The sequence below is a fragment of the Brevibacterium jeotgali genome (assembly GCF_900169175.1).
Lineage (GTDB): Bacteria > Actinomycetota > Actinomycetes > Actinomycetales > Brevibacteriaceae > Brevibacterium > Brevibacterium jeotgali.
Genome location: NZ_FXZM01000001.1, coordinates 24,816 through 47,059, shown reverse-complemented (window position 1 = coordinate 47,059; position 22,244 = coordinate 24,816). Strand labels below are relative to the sequence as shown.

Sequence of the window (22,244 nt, the reverse complement as noted above, 5' to 3'; positions counted from 1 at the left end):
GGACGGCCCGATCGGTCGTCCCGTCAACAGAGAAGGATTCACGTGCCTGACGTCAATTTCTTTGATGAACTGCGCATCGGCCTCGCCACGGCCGACGACATCCGCCGATGGTCGCACGGTGAGGTCAAGAAGCCGGAGACCATCAACTACCGCACCCTGAAGCCTGAGAAGGACGGACTCTTCTGCGAGCGGATCTTCGGTCCCACCCGGGACTGGGAGTGTGCCTGCGGAAAGTACAAGCGCGTCCGCTTCAAGGGCATCATCTGCGAGCGCTGCGGCGTCGAGGTGACGCGCGCGAAGGTCCGCCGTGAGCGGATGGGCCACATCGAGCTCGCCGCGCCGGTCACCCACATCTGGTACTTCAAGGGCGTCCCGTCGCGCCTGGGCTACCTCCTCGACCTGGCTCCGAAGGATCTCGAGAAGATCATCTACTTCGCGGCCTACATGATCACGTCCGTGGACGAGGAATCGCGCCACCGCGATCTGCCGACGCTGCAGAACCAGATCGATATCGAGAAGAAGCGCGTCGAGAACCGCCGCGATTCCGATATCGACCGCCGTGCCAAGAAGCTCGAAGAGGACCTGAAGGCCCTCGAGGCCGATGGGGCGACGGCCGCGGCGAAGCGGAAGATCGAGACTCAGGCGGAGAAGGAGATGTCCAATCTCCGGAAGTCCTCCGACCGTGAGCTCGACCGGATCGAGAAGGTCTGGGATCGGTTCAAGGGCCTCAAGGTCTCCGATCTCGAAGGCGACGAGTCGCTGTACCGCGACATGGTCGCACGGTTCGGCCTGTACTTCTCGGGTTCCATGGGCGCCGATGCCATCCAGCAGCGGCTCAAGGACTTCGATCTCGAAGCCGAAGCGGACATGCTCCGCGAACTGATCAAGACCGGCAAGGGTCAGCGGAAGACCCGCGCGCTCAAGCGCCTCAAGGTGGTCAACGCGTTCCTCACGACGGACAACTCGCCCGCCGGCATGGTGCTGGACGCCGTCCCGGTCATCCCGCCGGATCTGCGTCCGATGGTGCAGCTGGACGGCGGCCGCTTCGCGACCTCCGACCTCAATGACCTGTACCGCCGCGTCATCAACCGCAACAACCGGCTCAAGCGTCTGCTCGACCTGGGTGCACCCGAGATCATCGTGAACAACGAGAAGCGGATGCTGCAGGAGTCCGTCGACTCCCTGTTCGACAACGGCCGCCGTGGTCGTCCGGTCACGGGTCCGGGCAACCGTCCGCTGAAGTCGCTGTCGGACATGCTCAAGGGCAAGCAGGGGCGCTTCCGCCAGAACCTGCTGGGCAAGCGCGTCGACTACTCCGGTCGTTCGGTCATCGTCGTGGGCCCGACTCTGCAGCTGCACCAGTGCGGTCTGCCGAAGACCATGGCGCTCGAACTGTTCAAGCCGTTCGTCATGAAGCGTCTCGTCGATCTCAACCACGCTCAGAACATCAAGTCCGCCAAGCGGATGGTCGAGCGTCAGCACGCCCAGGTGTGGGACGTGCTGGAAGAGGTCATCACGGAGCACCCGGTGCTGCTCAACCGTGCACCCACGCTGCACCGTCTGGGCATCCAGGCATTCGAACCGCAGCTGGTCGAGGGCAAGGCCATCCAGATCCACCCGCTCGTCTGCTCCGCGTTCAACGCGGACTTCGACGGTGACCAGATGGCTGTGCACCTGCCGCTGTCCACCGAGGCCCAGGCAGAGGCTCGCGTTCTCATGCTGTCCGCGAACAACATCCTGAAGCCGTCCGACGGCAAGCCCGTGACCATGCCCTCACAGGACATGATCATCGGCATCTACCACCTCACCAGCGAGCGCTCCGGCGCCGTGGGCGAAGGCCGTGAGTTCAAGGACATCGCCGAGGCGATCATGGCCTTCGACCTGGGTGAGCTCGATCTGGGCGCTCCGATCCGGGTCCGGGTCGACACCCTGGTGCCCGGCAAGGACATCCCCGCACCAGAGGGGTGGGAACCGGGTCAGCCGGTCGTCCTCTCGACGACGCTGGGCCGCGCGCTGTTCAACGACGTGCTGCCCGAGTCCTACGAGTACGTGAACCGCACAGTGGACAAGAAGCTGCTGTCGGCGATCGTCAACCGCCTGGCCGACGAGTACCCGAAGGTGGAGGTCGCTCAGACGCTCGACAACTTCAAGGCGGACGGCTTCTACTGGGCCACCCGTTCCGGAATCACCGTGGCGATGTCCGACGTCGTCGCGCCGGAGGCCAAGAAGGAGCTGCTGGACGCTGCTGAGGAGCTCGTCGATCGTGTCGAGGAGCAGTACGGCATCGGTGCGCTCACCTACGAGGAGCGCCGTGGAGAGCTCGTGAAGATCTGGACGGAGGCTACGGACAAGGTGTCCGGGTCGATGGAGCAGAACTTCCCCGAGGAGAACTCCGTGCTGCGGCTCGTGAACTCCGGAGCGTCGGGCAACTGGATGCAGGTCCGTCAGCTGGCGGGCATGCGTGGACTGGTGACGAACCCCAAGGGTGAGATCATCCCGCGCCCCATCAAGTCGAACTACCGCGAGGGACTGTCCGTCCTCGAGTACTTCATCGCATCGCACGGTGCACGCAAGGGACTGGCGGACACGGCTCTGAGGACCGCTGATTCGGGTTACCTGACACGTCGACTCGTCGACGTGTCCCAGGACGTCATCGTCCGGGCCGCGGACACGGATTCGGGGAAGGGCATCACACTGCCCATCGCCCAGCGCGGCCTCGACGGGTCGCTGGAACCGCACGAGTACGCGGAGACGAGCGTCTACGGCCGTCTCACGGTCTCCGACGTGAAGAACTCCGACGGCGAGGTGATCGTTCCGGCGAAGACCGACGTGAACGGGGACGTCGTCGATCTGCTCGTGGCGAACGGTGTGGAGGTCCTCAAGGTCCACTCCGTCCTCACAGCGGATTCCGACGTCCAGATCTCCGCGATGCACTACGGCCGCTCCATGGCGACCGGTCAGCTCGTGGACATCGGTGAGGCGATCGGCACCGTTGCGGCGCAGTCGATCGGTGAGCCCGGCACGCAGCTGACGATGCGTACGTTCCACACCGGTGGCGTCGCCGCCGGCGGCGGTGACATCACGCAGGGTCTGCCCCGTGTGACCGAGCTCTTCGAAGCACGGACGCCCAAGGGCTTCGCTCCGATCGCGGAGGCCGCCGGCCGTGTGAAGGTCGACGATTCCCGCAAGACGCGCTTCGTCGTCGTCACCCCGGATGACGGAGGCGAGGAGATCGAGCACGCAGTCGGACGCCGCAGCCGCCTGCTGGTGGAGGACGGTCAGCGTGTCGACGCGGGCTCACAGCTCGTCGAGGGTGCGATCGATCCCAAGCAGGTCCTGCGGATCCGCGGTCGTCGCGAGGCCGAGAGGTTCCTCGTCGACGAAGTGCAGAAGGTCTACCGCTCCCAGGGCGTGGGCATCCACGACAAGCACATCGAGGTCATCGTTCGGCAGATGCTCCGTCGCGTGACGGTCATTGAGTCCGGTGACACCAGGCTGCTGCCCGGCGAGCTGGTGGACCGCGGTCGCTACCAGGAGGCGAACAAGGCCGTCGTGGCAGAGGGCGGACAGCCGGCTTCTGCGCGTGACGAGCTGATGGGCATCACGAAGGCGTCGCTCGCGACCGAATCGTGGCTGTCCGCAGCCTCCTTCCAGGAGACGACCCGCGTCCTGACAGAGGCCGCGCTGGAAGGTCGCTCCGATCCGCTGCTGGGTCTCAAGGAGAACGTCATCCTCGGTAAGCTCATCCCGGCCGGTACGGGCATGCACAAGTACCGCGACATGATCGTCGAGCCGACGGAAGAGGCGAAGCAGGAGCTGTTCACCAACTCCTACAGCGACTTCTACCCGCCGCTCGGCGCCGACTCCGGTGCAGCGATCCCGCTCGAGGACTACGACTTCGGCTCCTTCGCCTGAGTCGTCCCTCCGGTGACGGAGAAGGCCCGCACGTGCGAACGCACGTGCGGGCCTTCCGCCTTTCAGCACGCGCTGCTCGTCGGTATGCCGCACACCTGCGTGTGAAGAAGAACTGGATGGTCGTTCAGGAAGCCTTCACTGCGAGGTCGCCTGCTCGACGGGCACGTTCGGTCGAGCAGCGTGTACGGAATAGGGTCTCGGCATGGAGATCACAGGGGATCACAGGATCCTCCCCTCGCCGTTGCCGGCGGGGAGGGTCGCGATCGATGCAGTGCGCTCTGCGCTGATCGCCGCAGAGGCCGTCGGAGCAGCCCGGGGGAGGTCGCACCGCTTGGGTTCGGATACCGCATGGATCGAAGATTCGTTCGACTCCCTCCGGCACCTGAGGGTCGACGGGAGGGCCCCCGTGTCGTTCTCGGCGTACTCCGGATTCTTCGAGACGGGGGACGGCTGGATCCGCACACACGGGAACTACCCGCACCACAGGGACGCCCTCCTGATGGCATGCGGGCTCAGCGCCGAAGCGGACGCGGTCGACCTCCGAGCCGTTCTGCGGAGGGGATCGGCGACGGACCTGTCGGAGAAGATCACGTACTCCGGAGGGATTGCGACCCGCGTACTCACCGTGGATGAATGGCTGGGCCACCCCGGGATCGGAGTACCGCGTCGCGGTGCACGAGTGCGGACTCGCGAACGGGGCGCAGTCGCGGTCGCCCGCTCACGCGGACGCGACGAACGGACGAGCGACGATCCCTGGCGCGATGAAGCGCCGGGGGAGGCGGGGTCGTCCCTGCCTCTCGCAGGACTCCGCGTGGTGTCGTTCACCCGCGTCATCGCCGGCCCCGTCGCGGCGCGGCTGCTTGCAGCCTTGGGTGCGAAGGTCATCCGGATCGACCCGCCGCACATGCCGGAACTGGAGTCGCAGCACCTCGACACGGACGGCGGCGTGCATGTGCGCACCGCGGACATGCGCCGGTCCGCGGACCGTACCGCGGTGCACCGGCTGCTCGCCGACGCGGACGGGCTCCTCGTCGGCTACCGCCCCGACAGCATGGATCGGCACGGCCTCGGACTCGACGCGATCCGCGCAAGCCATCCCCACCTCGCGGCGGTGATGATCCGAGCGTGGGATCCCCTGGGAGAGTGGGGCCGCCGTCGGGGGTTCGACAGCATCGTGCAGGCCGCCTCCGGCGTCGCGTGGGAGTGCGGGGCCGACGGGCGTCCGGGGACGCTGCCCGCGCAGGTGCTGGACCACACGACCGGGTACCGTGCGGCGGCGGCCCTCCTGCACATGTGGGCGCATGGCGAGGCAGGCGTGCGGGAGTTCGCGCTCTCCGACGTGGGCGCCGAGCTGCTGGGGATCCCAGCCATGACGGCGGGGGGCCGGCTGGTCGCAGCGGACGCACGGACACACCCGTTCACAGGCCCGTCGCTTGTCACGGGGGACACTGTATCGACGTCGGACAGTCGCGAAGGCGGCTCAGACGGGGCGGCGCGGGAGCCGCACACCGAGGAGGTGCAGAGCGCCCACGGCGTGCTGCGGCGCGTTCCACCGCCGGTCGCGGTGGACGGCACGCGACTCCGCTGCCCCTCCCCGCCGGACAGTCGGCGCGCTCTGAGGCGATGACGGCTTCACCCCAGGAGGATCTGCATCTCGTCCCACCGGCTCTGGGGCACTCGCTTCAGCTTGTCGACCGCGTCGGCCATGCGGACGCGGACGATGTCCGTTCCGTCGAGCGATGCCATCTGGCCCCATGCCCTCTCGACGGCGATGTCTGCAGCGGCCATGCCCAGCCGTGTGGACAGGACCCGGTCATACGCAGTGGGGGAGCCGCCCCTCTGCAGGTGACCCAGGACCGTCGACCGGGTCTCGATGCCCGTCGCCTCCTCGATGAGAGGTGCGAGTTCATCGGCGATCCCTCCCAGGCGGGGGCGACCGTCAGGGGCTTCTCCCTTGGCGGCCACGGCCTCGACGCGGTCCTCGGGGACGAAGCCCTCGGCCACGACGACGATCGGGGCGCGGCCGCGGGCCCGTGCTGATCGCACCCAGCGGTGGATCCGGTCATAGGAGACGGGGAATTCGGGGAGCAGGACTGCGTGAGCCCCGGCCGCCATGCCGGCGTGCAGTGCGATCCACCCGACGTGGCGGCCCATCACCTCGACGACCATGCAGCGGTGGTGGGATTCAGCGGTCGTCCGCAGGCGATCGATCGATTCGGTCGCGATCGCCGCTGCAGTGTCGAACCCGAACGTGTAGTCGGTCCCGTCGAGATCGTTGTCGATCGTCTTCGGCACACCCACCACGGGCAGTCCCTCGTCATCGGCTAGGCGTGCGGCGCCTGCCAGCGTGCCCTCGCCGCCGATCGCGATGACTGCGTCAATCCCGCGAGCTCTCAGCACCTCGCGCATCCGGGCAGGTCCACCGCCGGAGTAGGGATGGGCCCGTGAGGTGCCGAGGATCGTGCCTCCGCGTCCGGACAGACCGCGGACGTCGTAGGTCGTGAGCGGAGTGACGTCGTCCTCGAGCAGTCCCCGCCACCCGTCGCGGATTCCCGCGAACTCGGACTGGTGGGCGCGTGTGCCCCTGCGCACTGCTCCGCGGATCACGGCGTTGAGGCCCGGACCGTCGCCGCCTGATGTCATGATCCCGATGCGCATGCCGCCAGCATATCCGTCCGGCGTCCGGGAGCGGCAGTCGGAGGCCTGTCAGCCTGCGAGTTCGCCGCGGGGCCTCCAGTTGGGGTCGAGTTTGACGTCGTGGCCCGCCATGAGACTGAAGCCGGTGAGGATGACGGTGCCGTTCGAGCCGTCTCCCCGTGCATTCTTCGCGATCGTGTTGCCCGCCATCAGGTTCATCGTCCTGTCGAGCACCTTGACCCCGGCGGGGACGTAGACGTCATTGCCGGCCCACATGGCGTAGCACTCGAGGGTCACTTCCACGCCCGGTCCCATCACGTCGCCCAGGTAGATCTCGTCGCCGCCCATGAGCCCATAGCTGCGGACGAGACCGGTCCCCGGCTCGACGACATGCTCGCGGCCGCTCATCACCGCGACTGTCGTCTCGGGCGGCCCGCTGCCGGGGGCCACCGGCACGACGTCGCCCGCCGGTGCATGGGCGAGGGTGCCGGGGGAGCGCCGATGCTCGCCGCGGCCGGACTGGGACGCGAAGCGGGCGGCGAGATCGCGGCCCTCGGGCAGATCGTCGATGAGGTCGGGGAGCTCGTCGACGAAGCGCGCGCGGAGCGTATGCCGTTGGCGCTCATCGACCTCGGCGGGATCGAGGCGACCTGCACCGTGCGCACGCGCGAGGACGTCGAGGACCGCGTCGCGCTCCTCGTCGCCTGCGCGCAGGCGCGGCGTCCTGGGGACAGGTTCGTCGCCGTCGGACCGATCAGGACCGGAGGAGTGCGGAGGCGTCATGCGTCCCAGACTACCGAGTGGTGCGGGAGCCCCTCCGCGCGTGTGATCCTGCTTGCTTCTCCGTCGCGACTTTGACCGCCGGCGACCGTGCGAGATAATCTGGAACGTGGCTGTCCTGAGGGCAGTCACGCCCGCGCGCTGTGCGAGCCTGCCGCGACCCGCCTGCAGGGTGGTGGACACCAGGACGCGCCGCTCACGGCAGTGCAGCTCCGCTGAGAAGCGGCGTTGCGCTGGTCCGCCGGTCCGACACACCCGAGTGCGGGTGCAGAGGTCTTCGGCGGATACTGGGATCGGGCAGGCAGCTTCACCCGGTCACCAGTCGGACACGCTCGGGTTCATGCAGGCCTCCATCCGTGGAGGGCCCGGGATTAGGAACATCGAGAAGCATCGGAGAACAACTCAGTGCCCACTATTCAGCAGCTCGTCCGCAAGGGGCGACAGGACAAGGCCGTGAAGAACGCCACGCCTGGCCTCAAAGGCGGCCCGCAGCGGCGCGGCGTGTGCACTCGCGTGTACACCACGACTCCCAAGAAGCCGAACTCCGCACTCCGCAAGGTCGCGCGCGTCAAGCTCTCGAGCCAGATCGAGGTCTCCGCGTACATCCCCGGTGAGGGCCACAACCTGCAGGAGCACTCGATCGTGCTCGTCCGCGGTGGTCGCGTGAAGGACCTCCCGGGCGTTCGCTACAAGATCGTCCGCGGCGCCCTCGACACACAGGGAGTCAAGGGTCGTCAGCAGGCCCGCAGCCGCTACGGAGCCAAGAGGGAGAAGAAGTAATGCCGCGCAAGGGCCCCGCACCCAAGCGACCGGTCGTCGTCGACCCGGTCTTCAGCTCACCCGTCGTCACGCAGCTCATCAACAAGGTGCTGCTCGACGGAAAGCGCTCCACTGCTGAGCGCATCGTCTACGGAGCTCTCGAGGGCACCCGTGACAAGCTCAACGGACAGGATCCGGTCACGACGCTCAAGAAGGCGCTCGACAACATCCGTCCCTCACTCGAAGTCCGTTCCCGCCGCGTCGGCGGTGCGACCTACCAGGTCCCCGTCGAGGTCCGTGCGAGCCGCTCGACGACGCTGGCACTGCGCTGGCTCGTCGGCTACTCCCGCCAGCGCCGCGAGAAGAGCATGACCGACCGTCTCCAGAACGAGATCATGGATGCGGCCAACGGTCTGGGCGCCGCTGTGAAGCGCCGCGAGGACACGCACAAGATGGCGGAGTCCAACAAGGCGTTCGCCCACTACCGCTGGTAACAGAGGCGACGAACCCCGGTCCGGGCCTCCGGGCCCGGACCGGGGGAGTCATCGATACGAGAGAGAGAAACCGTGGCACTTGACGTGCTCAGCGACCTCAGCAAGGTCCGCAACATCGGCATCATGGCCCACATCGATGCCGGCAAGACGACGACGACGGAACGCATCCTCTTCTACACCGGCGTGAACTACAAGCTCGGCGAGACGCACGACGGTGCCTCGACGATGGACTGGATGGAACAGGAGCAGGAGCGCGGCATCACCATCACGTCGGCCGCGACGACCTGCTACTGGGAGGACAACCAGTTCAACATCATCGACACCCCGGGTCACGTCGACTTCACCGTCGAGGTGGAGCGATCGCTGCGCGTGCTCGACGGTGCGGTGGCCGTGTTCGACGGCAAGGAGGGCGTCGAGCCCCAGTCGGAGACCGTGTGGCGCCAGGCAGACAAGTACAACGTGCCGCGCGTCTGCTTCGTCAACAAGATGGACAAGCTCGGCGCCGACTTCTACTACACCGTCAGCACCATCAAGGATCGCCTGGGAGCCAAGCCGCTCGTCATCCAGCTGCCGATCGGTGCTGAGTCCGACTTCCGCGGTGTCGTCGATCTCATCGAGATGAAGGCCTACGAATGGCCGGACGAGTCGAAGAAGGGTCAGGACATGACGGAGGTGGCCATTCCGGCCGACCTCCAGGAGCGTGCCGAAGAGTACCGCGCGCAGCTCGTCGAGGACGCCGCTGAGGCGAATGACGACCTCACGGAGAAGTACCTCGAAGAGGGCGAACTGACCATCGAGGAGATGAAGGCCGGTATCCGCCAGCTGACCATCGCCTCGCAGGCATACCCCGTCATGTGCGGCTCGGCGTTCAAGAACAAGGGCATCCAGCTCGTGCTCCACGCGGTGACCGACTACCTCCCGTCCCCTCTTGATGTCCCGGCTATCGAGGGACACCCGGTCAACGACGAGGACACGGTCATCACGCGAGAGCCGAAGAAGGACGGACCGTTCGCGGCTCTTGCCTTCAAGGTCGCGACGCACCCCTTCTTCGGTTCACTCACCTATGTGCGCGTGTACTCGGGCACCGTGAAGACCGGTGACCAGGTCGTCAACACGACGAACGGGCGGAAGGAGCGCGTCGGCAAGCTCTTCCAGATGCACTCCAACAAGGAGAACCCGGTCGAGCAGGCCTTCGCCGGCCACATCTACGCGTTCATCGGTCTGAAGGACACGACGACCGGCGACACGCTCTGCGATTCCGACCAGCCGATCGTGCTCGAGTCGATGTCCTTCCCGGATCCCGTCATCTTCGTCTCCATCGAACCGAAGACGAAGAGCGACCAGGAGAAGCTCGGCACCGCGATCCAGAAGCTGGTGAAGGAGGACCCCACCTTCACGGTCAACCTCAACGAGGAGACCGGCCAGACGGAGATCGGCGGCATGGGCGAGCTGCACCTCGACGTGTTCGTGGACCGCATGAAGCGCGAGTTCAAGGTCGAGGCGAACATCGGCAAGCCGCAGGTCGCGTACCGCGAGACGATTCGTCGCGCAGTGCCGAAGATCGATTACACGCACAAGAAGCAGACCGGCGGCTCGGGGCAGTTCGCGAAGGTCCAGGTCTCCATCGAGCCGATGGAGGTCGAGGGCGACAAGGTCTTCGAGTTCGTGGACGCGATCACCGGCGGGCGCGTGCCGAAGGAGTACATCCCCAGCGTTGGTGAGGGCATCGAGTCCGCGATGGAGCTCGGAGTGCTGGCCGGCTACCCGCTCGTCGGCATCAAGGCGACGCTGCTCGACGGCGCCTACCACGACGTCGACTCGTCGGAGATGGCGTTCAAGATCGCCGGGTCCATGGTGCTGAAGGAATCCGTTCCGCGCGCCGACCCGGTGCTCCTCGAGCCGGTCATGGATGTCGAGGTCCGTACTCCCGAGGAGTACATGGGCGACGTCATCGGTGACGTGAACTCGCGTCGTGGTCAGATCCAGTCGATGGAGGACGCCACCGGCGTCAAGGTCGTCAAGGCTCTGGTCCCGCTGTCGGAGATGTTCGGATACATCGGCGATCTGCGTTCGAAGACGCAGGGTCGCGCTGTGTACACGATGCTCTTCCACAGCTACGGAGAGGTTCCGAAGAACGTCGCCGACGAGATCATCCAGAAGGTCCGCGGCGGGGAGTGACCCTCTCTCACCCGTGACATTGTGCGGGGGCCTATCGGCTGTCAGCATAGTGACACTCATCTACCCACAATCCGGTTCTAGGATATGAACCGCATATCCTGCACCAAACACCAGGAGGAACCCAGTGGCAAAGGCCTCATTCGAAAGGACCAAGCCCCACGTCAACATCGGGACGATCGGGCACGTCGACCACGGTAAGACGACTCTTACCGCAGCGATCACCAAGGTCCTCGCGGACAAGTACCCCGAGCTCAACGAGTCCCGGGCATTCGACCAGGTCGACAACGCGCCGGAAGAGAAGCAGCGCGGCATCACGATCAACGTGTCGCACGTCGAGTACCAGACGGAAACGCGCCACTATGCGCACGTCGACGCACCGGGCCACGCTGACTACGTGAAGAACATGATCACCGGTGCCGCACAGATGGACGGTGCGATCCTCGTGGTCGCAGCGACCGATGGCCCGATGCCGCAGACGCGTGAGCACGTGCTGCTCGCGCGTCAGGTCGGCGTCCCGTACATCGTCGCCGCGCTGAACAAGTCGGACATGGTGGAAGACGAGGAGCTCATCGAGCTCGTCGAGTTCGAGGTCCGCGACCTCCTCTCCTCGCAGGACTTCGATGGAGACAATGCGCCAGTCGTGCCGGTGTCCGCTCTCAAGGCTCTCGAGGGAGACGAGAAGTGGGTCCAGTCCGTCGCTGATCTCATGGAGGCGGTCGACGCGAACGTTCCGGAGCCGGAGCGCGATGTCGACAAGCCCTTCCTCATGCCGGTCGAGGACGTCTTCACCATCACCGGTCGCGGCACGGTCGTCACCGGTCGTGTGGAGCGCGGCGTTCTCCTCCCCAACGAGGAGATCGAGATCGTCGGCATCAAGGAGAAGTCGTCCAAGACGACGGTCACCGCGATCGAGATGTTCCGCAAGACCCTGCCGGATGCCCGCGCGGGTGAGAACGTGGGGCTCCTGCTCCGCGGCACGAAGCGCGAGGACGTCGAGCGCGGCCAGGTCGTCGTGAAGCCGAACTCGATCACGCCTCACACGAACTTCGAGGCGCAGGTCTACATCCTCTCGAAGGATGAGGGCGGGCGTCACAACCCGTTCTACTCGAACTACCGCCCGCAGTTCTACTTCCGTACGACGGACGTCACCGGCGTCATCGCGCTGCCCGAGGGCACCGAGATGGTCATGCCCGGTGACAACACCGACATGTCGGTCGAGCTGATCCAGCCGATCGCTATGGAGGAGGGCCTCCGCTTCGCCATCCGTGAGGGTGGACGCACGGTGGGCGCCGGTCGTGTCGTGAGCATCACTAAGTGATCTGATCGACTCTCCTGCAGGTCTCTGACCTGCGACGGAATTGAAGAAGGGCCTCGGGGGTGACCCCGGGGCCCTTCCTCGTCCGCTGCTGCGGCCAGCACGGGTCGCGATCGGATTTGCGACGACACGCCCGGCATGCCAAGATAGTGTGGTTGTGATCCGGGACCACCGACCCCTGCACTGCGACCCTGCGTCGCGAACGGTCCCGGGGGATCCGGCTGTTGAATCTGCACACGTGCGGGTTCGGGCCGGGCAGCCATTGAACGAGTGTCGTCACTCTGCCGCGAGGCAGAAGCGACACGCCCGACCTCGGGGGTCGGTCACGTCAAGCCGGCGCAGACGCTCATCCGGAAGGAGGGCGTTGATGGCCGGGAAGTTCGGAAGGAAGAGACTTTCGCCATGGCGGGACAGAAGATCCGCATCCGGCTCAAGTCGTACGACCACGCTGTGATTGACAGTGCCGCGCGCAAGATCGTGGACACCGTCACTCGCGCAGGCGCAACGGTCGTCGGCCCGGTGCCGCTGCCTACGGAGAAGAACGTGTACTGCGTCATCCGTTCGCCGCACAAGTACAAGGACAGCCGCGAACACTTCGAGATGCGCACGCACAAGCGCCTCATCGACATCGTGGACCCGACGCCGAAGGCGGTCGATTCGCTCATGCGCCTCGACCTCGCCGACGACGTCAACATCGAGATCAAGCTCTGAGGGGGAGGACATGGCCAACACACGTTCCAAGGCTCTCCCCACCACCCGCAGCGTCAAGGGCATCCTGGGCACCAAGCTCGGCATGACCCAGGTGTGGGACGAGAACAACAACTTCGTGCCGGTGACCGTCGTGCAGGCGTCGCCGAACGTTGTGACACAGATCCGCAGCGAAGAGGTCGACGGCTACTCAGCCGTGCAGATCGGCTTCGGAGACATGGATCCGCGCAAGGTCAACAAGCCCGACGCGGGTCACTTCGAGAAGGCCGGTGTCGCACCGCGTCGCCACCTCGTCGAACTGCGCACCGCTGACTCCGTCGACTACGAGCTCGGCCAGGAGATCACCACTGAGGTGTTCGAGGCCGGCGCGAAGATCGACGTCACCGCCACCACCAAGGGCAAGGGCACCGCAGGCGTCATGAAGCGCCACGGGTTCGCCGGTGTCGGCGCGTCGCACGGTCAGCACCGCAATCACCGCAAGGCGGGTGCGATCGGCGGAGCCGCGACCCCCGGGCGCGTGTTCAAGGGCATGAAGATGGCCGGCCGTATGGGCGCTGTGCGTCACACGACACAGAACCTCACGGTCCACTCCGTCGACGCCGAGGCCGGACTGCTGCTCATCAAGGGTGCTGTCCCCGGCCCGAAGGGCGGAGTCGTTCTCGTTCGTTCCTCTGCGAAGGAGGCATAAGAGATGACTGACACGAAGACCATCGATGTCATCGATGCGGACGGCGCGAAGGCCGGCACCGCTGAGCTCCCCAGCGCGGTGTTCGCCGTTCCGACGAACGTCCCGCTCATCCACCAGGTCGTGATCGCTCAGCTCGCGGCTGCGCGTCAGGGCACCCACAAGGCGAAGACGCGCGCCGAGGTCCGCGGCGGCGGGCGCAAGCCGTACCGCCAGAAGGGCACCGGCAACGCGCGCCAGGGCTCGATCCGCGCCCCGCAGTACGCGGGCGGCGGCATCGTGCACGGTCCGGTTCCGCGTGACTACTCGCAGCGGACGCCCAAGAAGATGAAGGCGGCCGCGCTGCGCGGTGCGCTCTCTGACCGGGCACGCCTCGACCGGGTCCACGTCGTCACCGCACTGGTGACCGGTGACGTGCCCTCGACCAAGACCGCACGTGCGGCGCTCGCGAAGATCTCCGACCGCAGGAACAAGCTCGTCGTCATCGAGCGCGGCGACGATCTCACCCACCTGAGTGTGCGCAACCTGACGCGTGTCCACGTCCTCCCCGTCGATCAGCTCAACACGTACGACGTGCTGATGTCCGACGATGTCGTGTTCACCCAGGCCGCACTCGATGCCTTCCTCGCACGCACGGCCGTCACGGCCGCAGCGACGAGCGCTAAGGAGGACGCACAGTGAGCTCCGTGACCATCAAGGACCCGCGCGACATCATCTTCGCGCCGGTCGTCTCCGAGAAGACCTACGCGCTGATGGACGAGGGGAAGTACACCTTCCTCGTCGACCCGCGGTCGAACAAGTCAGAGATCAAGTACGCCATCGAGGCGATCTTCGGCGTCAAGGTCGACCGGGTCAACACCCTCAACCGCCAGGGCAAGGTCCGCCGGACACGTACTGGCACGGGCAAGCGCAACGACACGAAGCGTGCGATCGTCAGCCTGAAGCAGGGCGACATCGACATCTTCGGCGGCGCGCTCTGAGCGCCGGCTGACAGGTAAGGATTAGAAGACAATGGGAATCCGTAAGCACAAGCCGACGACCCCGGGCCGCCGCGGCAGCTCCGTCGCCGACTTCGTCGAAGTGACCCGGTCGACACCGGAGAAGTCGCTTCTCCGTCCCCTCCCGAAAAAAGGTGGACGCAACAGCAACGGTCGTGTGACCACCCGTCATCAGGGCGGCGGACACAAGCGCCAGTACCGCGTCATCGACTTCCGTCGCCATGACAAGGACGGCATCGAGGCGCGCGTAGCGCACATCGAGTACGACCCGAACCGCACGGCGCGCATCGCGCTGCTGCACTACGTGGATGGCGCGAAGCGCTACATCCTCGCTCCGACCAAGCTCAAGCAGGGCGACGTCATCGAAGCAGGTGCTGAGGCCGACATCAAGCCCGGCAACAGCCTGCAGCTGCGCAATGTGCCCGTGGGCACGGTCGTGCACGCTGTGGAGCTTCGTCCCGGCGGCGGCGCGAAGATCGCGCGTTCCGCCGGTTCGTCGGTGCAGCTCGTGGCGAAGGACGGCCCGTATGCGCAGCTGCGCATGCCGTCCGGTGAGATCCGCAACGTCGATGTGCGCTGCCGCGCGACGATCGGCGCGGTGGGCAACTCCGAGCAGTCGAACATCAGCTGGGGCAAGGCGGGACGCATGCGCTGGAAGGGCAAGCGCCCGACCGTCCGCGGTGTCGTCATGAACCCGATCGATCACCCGCACGGTGGTGGCGAGGGCAAGACTTCGGGTGGCCGCCACCCGGTCAGCCCGTGGGGTCAGGCCGAGGGCCGGACCCGTCGCCCGAACAAGGAAAGCGACAAGTACATCGTGCGTCGCCGTCGCACCGGCAAGAAGCGCTGATAGGGAGCCTCACACATGCCTCGCAGTCTGAAGAAGGGCCCCTTCGTCGACGAGCACCTTTACAAGAAGGTCGCTGGTCAGAACGATAAGGGCACGAAGAATGTCATCAAGACCTGGTCCCGCCGCTCGATGATCATCCCGGATTTCCTGGGACACACGATCGCCGTGCACGACGGCCGCAAGCACGTTCCCGTGTTTGTCACCGAAGCGATGGTCGGGCACAAGCTCGGCGAGTTCGCACCGACGCGGATGTTCCGCGGCCACGACAAGGATGACCGGAAGGGCCGTCGCCGCTGACGCGGTGCGCCCACGGTCTCTGAGACTGAAGGAAGTAGGAAACGATGGAAGCCAAGGCGAAGGTGCGCTACCTGCGCGTCACGCCCCAGAAGGCTCGCCGCGTCGTCGACCTCATTCGTGGTCAGCAGGCGTCGGAAGCCCTCGCGGTGCTCAAGTTCGCAGAGCAGTCTGTGTCCGATCCGCTGTACAAGCTGGTCGCTTCGGGCGTCGCCAACGCACGCCAGACGGCCGACAAGCTGGGCGAAGCGTTCGATGAGGACGAGCTCGTCATCACCCAGGCGTTCGTGGACGAAGGACCGACCATGCGTCGGTTCCGTCCCCGCGCGCAGGGTCGGGCCGGCCGCATCAACAAGCGCACGAGCCACATCACAGTGGTTCTCGCATCCGGTGACGACGTCCCGGCTGACCGGAAGGGGAACCGCTGATGGGTCAGAAGATCAATCCCAACGGATTCCGACTCGGAATCACCACGGACCACCGCTCGAAGTGGTTCGCGGACTCGTCGAAGGCTGGTCAGCGCTACGCCGACTACCTCGGCGAGGACATCAAGATCCGGGCGCTGCTGAGCACCGGTCTTGAGCGCGCTGGCATCTCGCGCGTCAATATCGAGCGCACCCGTGATCGTGTCCGTGTGGATATCCGCACGGCTCGTCCCGGCATCGTGATCGGCCGCCGCGGTGCGGAAGCCGATCGCATCCGCGGGGATCTCGAGAAGCTCACGGGCAAGCAGATCCAGCTCAACATCCTCGAGGTGAAGAACGCCGAGGTCGACGCCCAGCTCGTTGCACAGGGCGTAGGCGAGCAGCTCGCAAGCCGCGTGGCATTCCGTCGCGCGATGCGCAAGGCCATCCAGAGCGCGCAGCGCGCTGGTGCCAAGGGCATCCGCGTGCAGTGCTCCGGCCGTCTGGGCGGCGCAGAGATGAGCCGGTCGGAGTTCTACCGCGAGGGCCGTGTGCCGCTGCACACCCTTCGTGCGAACATCGACTACGGCTTCTTCGAGGCGCAGACCACCTTCGGCCGCATCGGCGTGAAGGTCTGGATCTACAAGGGCGACTTCACGGACAAGGAGCTCGCGGCGCAGGAGGCTTCGCAGCCTTCAGGCCGCGGGGGAACCCGTGGCGGTGGCGCCGGTGGGCCCGCAGCACGTGGACGCCAGCGCGGCGGACGCGGACGCGGACGCAGCGGTGACGCCCAGCAGAAGACGACAGAGAACACTGCTGAGGCCGCTCCGGCGGCCGAAGCCGGATCGGAGGGCTGACCATGCTCATCCCACGCCGTGTCAAGTACCGCAAGCAGCACCACCCGGGCCGCCGCGGAATGTCCAAGGGCGGCAACACCGTCACGTTCGGTGACTGGGGAATCCAGGCCATCGAACCGGCGTACGTGACGAACCGTCAGATCGAAGCGGCTCGTATCGCGATGACGCGCCACATCAAGCGTGGCGGAAAGGTCTGGATCACGATCTACCCGGACCGTCCGCTGACGAAGAAGCCTGCTGAGACCCGCATGGGTTCAGGCAAGGGCTCGCCTGAGTGGTGGGTCGCGAACGTGAAGCCGGGCCGAGTGATGTTCGAGCTCGCCGGTGTGTCCGAGGAAGTCGCTCGTGAGGCGCTCCGCCTCGCGATCCACAAGCTTCCGCTCAAGGCCCGCATCGTGCGGCGCGAAGGTGGTGAATGAGAATGGCTATCGGTTCCAAGGATCTCTCCATGGACGCGCTCGATGGTTTCGACAACGAGCGTCTCGCCGAGGAGCTGAAGAAGGCTAAGGCCGAACTCTTCAACCTCCGTTTCCAGACGGCCACCGGCCAGCTGGAGAGCCATGGCCGCCTCAAGGCCGTCCGTCGCGACATCGCACGGATCTACACGGTGCTCAACGAGCGCAAGCTTGCAATCCGGACCGATCCGTCCGCTGCGAAGGAAGAGGATAAGTGATGGCCGAGCAGACTCAGGCTCCGGTCGAGCGCGGCTCGCGCAAGACCGCCCGCGGGTACGTCGTCTCCGACAAGATGGAGAAGACCGTCGTCGTGGAGATCGAGGACCGCAAGATGCACCGCCTGTACGGCAAGGTGCTTCGCAGTACCAGCAAGATCAAGGTCCATGACGAGGAGAACACCGCCGGTATCGGCGACCTCGTCGTCGTGGCCGAGACCCGTCCGCTGTCGGCGTCCAAGCACTGGCGACTCGTCGAGATCGTCGAACGCGCCAAGTGACCCAGACGCTGCCCCCGTCCCTCCCGGTCCCGCCTCTTCCGCGGCGGCCACCGGGAACCGGGGGTGAGCGGACGGCTGCCCCATATCCGTTCCGCAAGGCTCGCGCACTCGTGAGAACCGGCGAGACGACAGGAGAGAACAAGTGATTCAGCAGGAGTCGCGACTCAAAGTCGCCGATAACACGGGTGCGAAGGTGATCCATACCATCCGTGTGCTCGGCGGCTCCGGCCGGCGCTATGCCGGCATCGGCGACACGATCGTCGCCACCGTCAAGGATGCGATCCCCGGCGGGAACGTCAAGAAGGGCGACATCGTCAAAGCCGTCATCGTCCGCACCGCCAAGGAGCGTCGTCGTCCGGATGGCTCGTACATCCGCTTCGACGAGAACGCTGCCGTCATCCTCAAGACTGACGGCGAACCCCGCGGTACGCGCATCTTCGGTCCCGTGGGCCGCGAGCTGCGCGACAAGAAGTTCATGAAGATCATCTCGCTGGCTCCGGAGGTGCTGTGATCATGGCGAAGTTCAAGATCAAGAAGGGCGATCTCGTACAGGTGATCGCCGGTGCACGCCAGGAGCGCGGCGGCGACCGCGGCAAGCAGGGCAAGGTCCTCGAGGTCTACCCGGAGCGCAACCGCGTGCTCGTCGAAGGCGTCAACCGCGTGTCCAAGCACCGCAAGCCGACGCAGACCGCATCCGGCTCCACCGCCGGCGGCATCGAGATCCACGAGGCACCCGTTCACATCTCGAACGTGATGCTGGTGGATCCCAAGGACAGCAAGCCGACGCGTGTGGGCTACCGCGAGGAGACCGTCGAGCGCGACGGCCGCACTCGCACCGTCCGTGTGCGCGTCTCGCGCCGTACCGGGGAGGACATCTGATGACTGAGACAACTCACGCCCGCCCGGCACCGCGCCTCAAGCAGGTCTACCGCGACGATGTCGTCGGCAAGCTGCAGGAGGAGTTCGGCTACTCGAATCCCATGCAGGTGCCCGGCCTCGTCAAGGCCGTCGTGAACATGGGCGTCGGCGATGCTGCGCGCGACTCGAAGCTCATCGAGGGTGCGATCCACGACCTGACACTCATCACGGGCCAGAAGCCCGTCGTCACACGGGCTCGGAAGTCCATCGCGCAGTTCAAGCTGCGCGAGGATCAGCCGATCGGCGCTCACGTGACGATGCGCGGAGCTCGCATGTGGGAGTTCGTGGACCGCGTCGTGTCACTGGCGCTGCCCCGCATCCGCGACTTCCGCGGTCTGTCGGACCGCCAGTTCGACGGAAACGGCAACTACACGTTCGGCCTCACGGAGCAGTCGATGTTCCACGAGATCGATCAGGACCAGATCGATCGGGTCCGCGGTATGGACATCACGATCGTGACGACTGCCAAGACGGACGACGAGGGGCGTGCTCTTCTGCGGCACCTCGGCTTCCCGTTCAAGAAAAACTGAACCTCTACGTTGAAGGTCCCCGCCTCACGGCGGGGAAACCGTGACGAGGAAGGGCACGAGCCCACATGACTATGACCGATCCCGTCGCAGACATGCTGACACGTCTGCGCAACGCGAACTCGGCGTACCACGAGGACGTGAGCATGCCTTACAGCAAGCTCAAGTCTCGTATCGCCGAGATCCTCAAGAGCGAGGGCTACATCTCCGACTGGAGCGTCTCCGACGCCGAAGTGGGGAAGACCCTGGAGCTCGATCTGAAATTCGGACCCAACCGTGAGCGCTCGATCGCCGGCATCCGTCGCGTCTCGAAGCCGGGCCTCCGCGTGTACGCCAAGTCGAACGGCCTTCCGAGGGTGCTCGGCGGACTCGGCATCGCGATCCTCTCGACCTCGTCGGGGCTGCTCACGGACAAGCAAGCAGGCAAGCAGGGCGTGGGCGGCGAAGTCCTCGCGTACGTCTGGTAACGGGAAGGAGGAGAAACTTATGTCACGCATTGGCAAGCATCCCGTCTCCGTTCCCTCCGGCGTCGACGTCACCGTCGATGGCCAGGACGTTCGCGTGAAGGGCCCCAAGGGTGAGCACTCGTTCACCGTTCCGGCTCCGATCTCCGCGTCCCTCGAGGACGGCATGATCACCGTGTCGCGTCCGGACGAGGAGCGCGAATCCCGCTCGCTCCACGGTCTGGCGCGCACACTGATCAACAACATGATCATCGGCGTCTCAGAGGGCTATTCGAAGTCCCTCGAGATCGTCGGCACCGGTTATCGCGTGCAGGCCAAGGGGACGAGCCTCGAGTTCGCACTGGGCTACAGCCACTCGATCACTGTCGAGGCTCCGGAGGGGATCACCTTCTCCGTCGAGGGTCTGAACAAGGTGACGGTGTCCGGCACCGACAAGCAGCAGGTCGGAGAAGTCGCCGCTAATATCCGGAAGCTCCGGAAGCCCGAACCCTATAAGGGCAAGGGTGTTCGTTACGCCGGCGAGAACGTCCGTCGCAAAGTCGGAAAGGCTGGTAAGTGACCATGGCCTTCGGAAAGAAGCAGAGCTACGGCAAGGGCAAGACCGCCGCGCGCATCCGGCGCCACGCCCGACTCCGCAAGCACATCAACGGCACCCCCGAGCGTCCGCGTCTCGCGGTCACTCGTTCATCGCGCCACGTGTTCGTCCAGATCATCGACGATGCAGCCGGCCTCACGCTGGCATCGGCATCCACGATGGAGGCGGACCTCCGTGGTGCGAGCGACGACAAGACCGCCAAGGCGCACCGCGTCGGCGAGCTCGTCGCTGAACGTGCCAAGGCAGCCGGAGTCGAGACAGTGGTCTTCGACCGTGGTGGCAATGTCTACCACGGCCGTGTGGCCGCAGTCGCTGACGGAGCACGTGAAGGAGGACTCGCACTGTGAGCACTGAAGAGAACAAGGCGGCACAGCCCACTGAGGGCCAGGCCGATTCGCAGCAGCAGGCGCCCACCTCCGACGCCGGTGACCGCGGTCGCGGCCGCGGCCGGGGTCGCGGGGACGGCGGCAATCGCCGTGGGAACCGTTCGGAGCGCGAAGACAAGAATCAGTTCGTCGAGCACGTCATCACCATCAACCGCGTCTCGAAGGTCGTGAAGGGCGGACGCCGCTTCGCCTTCACCGCTCTCGTCGTGGTGGGTGACGGTGACGGCATGGTCGGCATGGGCTACGGCAAGGCCAAGGAAGTTCCCTCGGCGATCGCCAAGGGTGTGGAGGAGGCGAAGAAGAACTTCTTCCGCGTCCCCCGTATCCGGAAGACCATCCCGCACCCGATCACCGCGGAGAAGGCGGCCGGCGTCGTCCTGCTGCGTCCCGCCACTCCGGGTACCGGCGTCATCGCGGGCGGACCCGTCCGCGCCGTGCTTGACGCCGCGGGTGTCCATGACATCCTCTCGAAGTCGCTGGGCTCCTCGAACGCGATCAACATCGTGCATGCCACGATCGCCGCGCTCAAGGGCCTCGAGCGTCCTGAAGAGGTCGCGGCACGTCGTGGTCTGTCCGTCGATGAGGTTGCTCCCGAAGCACTCCTCCGTGCAGCGGAAAGCGGGGCGACCTCCTGATGGCCAAGCTCAAGATCACCCAGCTGAAGTCTGATATCGGTGGCAAGCAGAACCAGCGCGAGACCCTGCGCTCGCTCGGTCTCAAGCGGATCGACGATGTCGTGGTGAAGGATGACCGTCCTGAGATCCGCGGCATGGTCAACGTCGTGAGCCACCTCGTCACCTGGGAAGAGGTGGACTGATATGGCAGAAGAGAACGCACTCAAGCTGCATCACCTGCGTCCCGCCCCCGGCTCCAAGACCGCGAAGACCCGTCTGGGTCGCGGTGAAGGCGGCAAGGGCGGAAAGACAGCCGGCCGCGGTACCAAGGGCACGCAGGCCCGCTACCAGGTGCCGCACGGCTTCGAGGGTGGGCAGACTCCGCTGCACATGCGGCTGCCCAAGCTGCGCGGGTTCAAGAACCCGAGCAAGGTGACCTTCCAGGTCGTCAACCTCGAGAAGCTGTCCGTGCTCTTCCCGAAGGGCGGGGACGTGACTGTCGCCGATCTCGTGGAGAAGGGCGCCGTCCGTGCGAACCAGCCCGTCAAGGTGCTGGGGACCGGCGAGATCACCGTTGCGATCAACATCACTGCGGACAAGGTCTCCGGTTCCGCGGAGCAGAAGATCGTCGCGGCCGGAGGGTCGGTCACGACCGCCTGACGCTCGCGCGTTCGACGACGCAACACCCTGCGGGGCACAGCCGAATCGGCTGTGCCCCGCAGTCGTTCTGCCGCGGCGGCGACGATTCGGTGCGGTTCCCGTGCACTGATAGAGTCTCTCGAGGAATATTGTCGTTTCGTCGTCGATCCTTGTCTTGGACCTGCCGGTCGCAGGCGCGAGCATCCGAGTCCCCCTCAGCGCGGACCTTGCCCGCAGTGCGTCCGCCGGAACTCCGCCCGGACCGGCGCACGCACA

The 22,244-nt window shown here is 65.9% G+C and carries 28 protein-coding genes; 26 read left to right on the top strand and 2 right to left on the bottom strand.

The features are described from left to right. The first annotated feature begins 42 nt into the window (after positions 1-42). Together BJEO58_RS00270 and BJEO58_RS00265 are read left to right on the top strand one after the other, a co-directional pair. Positions 43-3,915: a DNA-directed RNA polymerase subunit beta' gene (locus BJEO58_RS00270; RefSeq protein WP_101586716.1), complete on the top strand. Its 3,873-nt coding sequence runs from the start codon at positions 43-45 to the stop codon at positions 3,913-3,915. A 202-nt stretch (positions 3,916-4,117) separates the two neighbouring features. Continuing rightward, positions 4,118-5,542 (top strand): CoA transferase, encoded by a 1,425-nt coding sequence (locus tag BJEO58_RS00265; RefSeq protein WP_101586713.1) that lies wholly within the window; start codon positions 4,118-4,120, stop codon positions 5,540-5,542. 5 nt (positions 5,543-5,547) lie between these two features. Here the strand turns inward: BJEO58_RS00265 and BJEO58_RS00260 are convergent, their stop codons facing one another. Together BJEO58_RS00260 and BJEO58_RS00255 are read right to left on the bottom strand one after the other, a co-directional pair. Next, positions 5,548-6,573: a 6-phosphofructokinase gene (locus tag BJEO58_RS00260; RefSeq protein WP_101586711.1), complete on the bottom strand. Its 1,026-nt coding sequence runs from the start codon at positions 6,571-6,573 to the stop codon at positions 5,548-5,550. A 48-nt stretch (positions 6,574-6,621) separates the two neighbouring features. Beyond that, positions 6,622-7,335, bottom strand: a complete 714-nt coding sequence (locus BJEO58_RS00255; RefSeq protein WP_101586710.1) for a DUF1707 SHOCT-like domain-containing protein — start codon at positions 7,333-7,335, stop codon at positions 6,622-6,624. A 402-nt stretch (positions 7,336-7,737) separates the two neighbouring features. Here BJEO58_RS00255 and rpsL point away from each other — a divergent pair, with 402 nt between their 5' ends. The 24 genes from rpsL to rplO all read left to right on the top strand — a co-directional run bounded on the left by rpsL (position 7,738) and on the right by rplO (position 21,989). After that, complete coding sequence (rpsL, locus tag BJEO58_RS00250) at positions 7,738-8,112, top strand: 30S ribosomal protein S12 (protein WP_101586708.1); 375 nt, start codon at positions 7,738-7,740, stop codon at positions 8,110-8,112. Continuing rightward, positions 8,112-8,585 carry a 30S ribosomal protein S7 gene (gene rpsG / locus BJEO58_RS00245; RefSeq protein WP_101586705.1) on the top strand — a complete coding sequence of 158 codons (474 nt, stop codon included), beginning with the start codon at positions 8,112-8,114 and terminating at the stop codon, positions 8,583-8,585. Before rpsL ends, rpsG begins: the two co-directional genes overlap by 1 nt. A 72-nt stretch (positions 8,586-8,657) precedes the next feature. Then, positions 8,658-10,763, top strand: a complete 2,106-nt coding sequence (gene fusA, locus BJEO58_RS00240; RefSeq protein WP_101586703.1) for an elongation factor G — start codon at positions 8,658-8,660, stop codon at positions 10,761-10,763. 124 nt (positions 10,764-10,887) lie between these two features. Next, positions 10,888-12,081, top strand: a complete 1,194-nt coding sequence (gene tuf / locus BJEO58_RS00235) for an elongation factor Tu (protein ID WP_101586700.1) — start codon at positions 10,888-10,890, stop codon at positions 12,079-12,081. 399 nt (positions 12,082-12,480) lie between these two features. Further along, positions 12,481-12,789 (top strand): 30S ribosomal protein S10, encoded by a 309-nt coding sequence (gene rpsJ, locus BJEO58_RS00230; RefSeq protein ID WP_009379191.1) that lies wholly within the window; start codon positions 12,481-12,483, stop codon positions 12,787-12,789. A gap of 10 nt (positions 12,790-12,799) precedes the next feature. Next, positions 12,800-13,474 (top strand): 50S ribosomal protein L3, encoded by a 675-nt coding sequence (rplC, locus tag BJEO58_RS00225; RefSeq protein ID WP_101586696.1) that lies wholly within the window; start codon positions 12,800-12,802, stop codon positions 13,472-13,474. A gap of 3 nt (positions 13,475-13,477) precedes the next feature. After that, positions 13,478-14,152 (top strand): 50S ribosomal protein L4, encoded by a 675-nt coding sequence (gene rplD, locus BJEO58_RS00220; RefSeq protein ID WP_101586693.1) that lies wholly within the window; start codon positions 13,478-13,480, stop codon positions 14,150-14,152. Further along, positions 14,149-14,451, top strand: a complete 303-nt coding sequence (gene rplW, locus BJEO58_RS00215; protein WP_180951770.1) for a 50S ribosomal protein L23 — start codon at positions 14,149-14,151, stop codon at positions 14,449-14,451. Before rplD ends, rplW begins: the two co-directional genes overlap by 4 nt. A 31-nt stretch (positions 14,452-14,482) precedes the next feature. Further along, complete coding sequence (gene rplB / locus BJEO58_RS00210) at positions 14,483-15,319, top strand: 50S ribosomal protein L2 (RefSeq protein WP_101586691.1); 837 nt, start codon at positions 14,483-14,485, stop codon at positions 15,317-15,319. A 15-nt stretch (positions 15,320-15,334) separates the two neighbouring features. Then, positions 15,335-15,616: a 30S ribosomal protein S19 gene (gene rpsS / locus BJEO58_RS00205; RefSeq protein WP_101586689.1), complete on the top strand. Its 282-nt coding sequence runs from the start codon at positions 15,335-15,337 to the stop codon at positions 15,614-15,616. A 44-nt stretch (positions 15,617-15,660) separates the two neighbouring features. After that, positions 15,661-16,041 carry a 50S ribosomal protein L22 gene (gene rplV / locus BJEO58_RS00200; RefSeq protein ID WP_101586688.1) on the top strand — a complete coding sequence of 127 codons (381 nt, stop codon included), beginning with the start codon at positions 15,661-15,663 and terminating at the stop codon, positions 16,039-16,041. Continuing rightward, entirely contained in the window at positions 16,041-16,874 is an 834-nt protein-coding gene (gene rpsC, locus BJEO58_RS00195) for a 30S ribosomal protein S3 (protein ID WP_101586686.1), read from the top strand. The genes rplV and rpsC overlap by 1 nt, the downstream gene beginning before the upstream one ends. A 2-nt stretch (positions 16,875-16,876) precedes the next feature. Further along, positions 16,877-17,293 (top strand): 50S ribosomal protein L16, encoded by a 417-nt coding sequence (gene rplP, locus BJEO58_RS00190; RefSeq protein WP_087007638.1) that lies wholly within the window; start codon positions 16,877-16,879, stop codon positions 17,291-17,293. A gap of 2 nt (positions 17,294-17,295) precedes the next feature. Next, positions 17,296-17,547, top strand: coding sequence for a 50S ribosomal protein L29 (gene rpmC / locus BJEO58_RS00185; RefSeq protein WP_087007641.1), 252 nt, complete (start codon positions 17,296-17,298; stop codon positions 17,545-17,547). Further along, positions 17,547-17,825 carry a 30S ribosomal protein S17 gene (gene rpsQ, locus BJEO58_RS00180; RefSeq protein ID WP_101586684.1) on the top strand — a complete coding sequence of 93 codons (279 nt, stop codon included), beginning with the start codon at positions 17,547-17,549 and terminating at the stop codon, positions 17,823-17,825. The genes rpmC and rpsQ overlap by 1 nt, the downstream gene beginning before the upstream one ends. Positions 17,826-17,967: 142 nt before the next feature. Further along, entirely contained in the window at positions 17,968-18,336 is a 369-nt protein-coding gene (gene rplN, locus BJEO58_RS00175; RefSeq protein WP_101586682.1) for a 50S ribosomal protein L14, read from the top strand. Between the two features lie 2 nt (positions 18,337-18,338). After that, complete coding sequence (rplX, locus tag BJEO58_RS00170) at positions 18,339-18,704, top strand: 50S ribosomal protein L24 (protein WP_180951769.1); 366 nt, start codon at positions 18,339-18,341, stop codon at positions 18,702-18,704. Beyond that, entirely contained in the window at positions 18,704-19,273 is a 570-nt protein-coding gene (gene rplE, locus BJEO58_RS00165; RefSeq protein ID WP_101586681.1) for a 50S ribosomal protein L5, read from the top strand. Before rplX ends, rplE begins: the two co-directional genes overlap by 1 nt. 65 nt (positions 19,274-19,338) lie before the next feature. Then, a complete protein-coding gene (gene rpsH / locus BJEO58_RS00160; RefSeq protein ID WP_101586679.1) occupies positions 19,339-19,737 on the top strand; it encodes a 30S ribosomal protein S8 in 399 nt (132 codons plus the stop codon). 19 nt (positions 19,738-19,756) lie between these two features. After that, positions 19,757-20,293 (top strand): 50S ribosomal protein L6, encoded by a 537-nt coding sequence (rplF, locus tag BJEO58_RS00155; protein ID WP_101586677.1) that lies wholly within the window; start codon positions 19,757-19,759, stop codon positions 20,291-20,293. Positions 20,294-20,295: 2 nt separating this feature from the next. Beyond that, positions 20,296-20,676 carry a 50S ribosomal protein L18 gene (gene rplR, locus BJEO58_RS00150; RefSeq protein ID WP_101586675.1) on the top strand — a complete coding sequence of 127 codons (381 nt, stop codon included), beginning with the start codon at positions 20,296-20,298 and terminating at the stop codon, positions 20,674-20,676. Next, positions 20,673-21,350 carry a 30S ribosomal protein S5 gene (rpsE, locus tag BJEO58_RS00145; RefSeq protein WP_101586673.1) on the top strand — a complete coding sequence of 226 codons (678 nt, stop codon included), beginning with the start codon at positions 20,673-20,675 and terminating at the stop codon, positions 21,348-21,350. The genes rplR and rpsE overlap by 4 nt, the downstream gene beginning before the upstream one ends. Further along, positions 21,350-21,532 carry a 50S ribosomal protein L30 gene (gene rpmD, locus BJEO58_RS00140; RefSeq protein ID WP_101586670.1) on the top strand — a complete coding sequence of 61 codons (183 nt, stop codon included), beginning with the start codon at positions 21,350-21,352 and terminating at the stop codon, positions 21,530-21,532. Before rpsE ends, rpmD begins: the two co-directional genes overlap by 1 nt. A 1-nt stretch (position 21,533) precedes the next feature. Further along, positions 21,534-21,989 (top strand): 50S ribosomal protein L15, encoded by a 456-nt coding sequence (gene rplO / locus BJEO58_RS00135; RefSeq protein WP_101586668.1) that lies wholly within the window; start codon positions 21,534-21,536, stop codon positions 21,987-21,989. Positions 21,990-22,244: the final 255 nt, after the last annotated feature.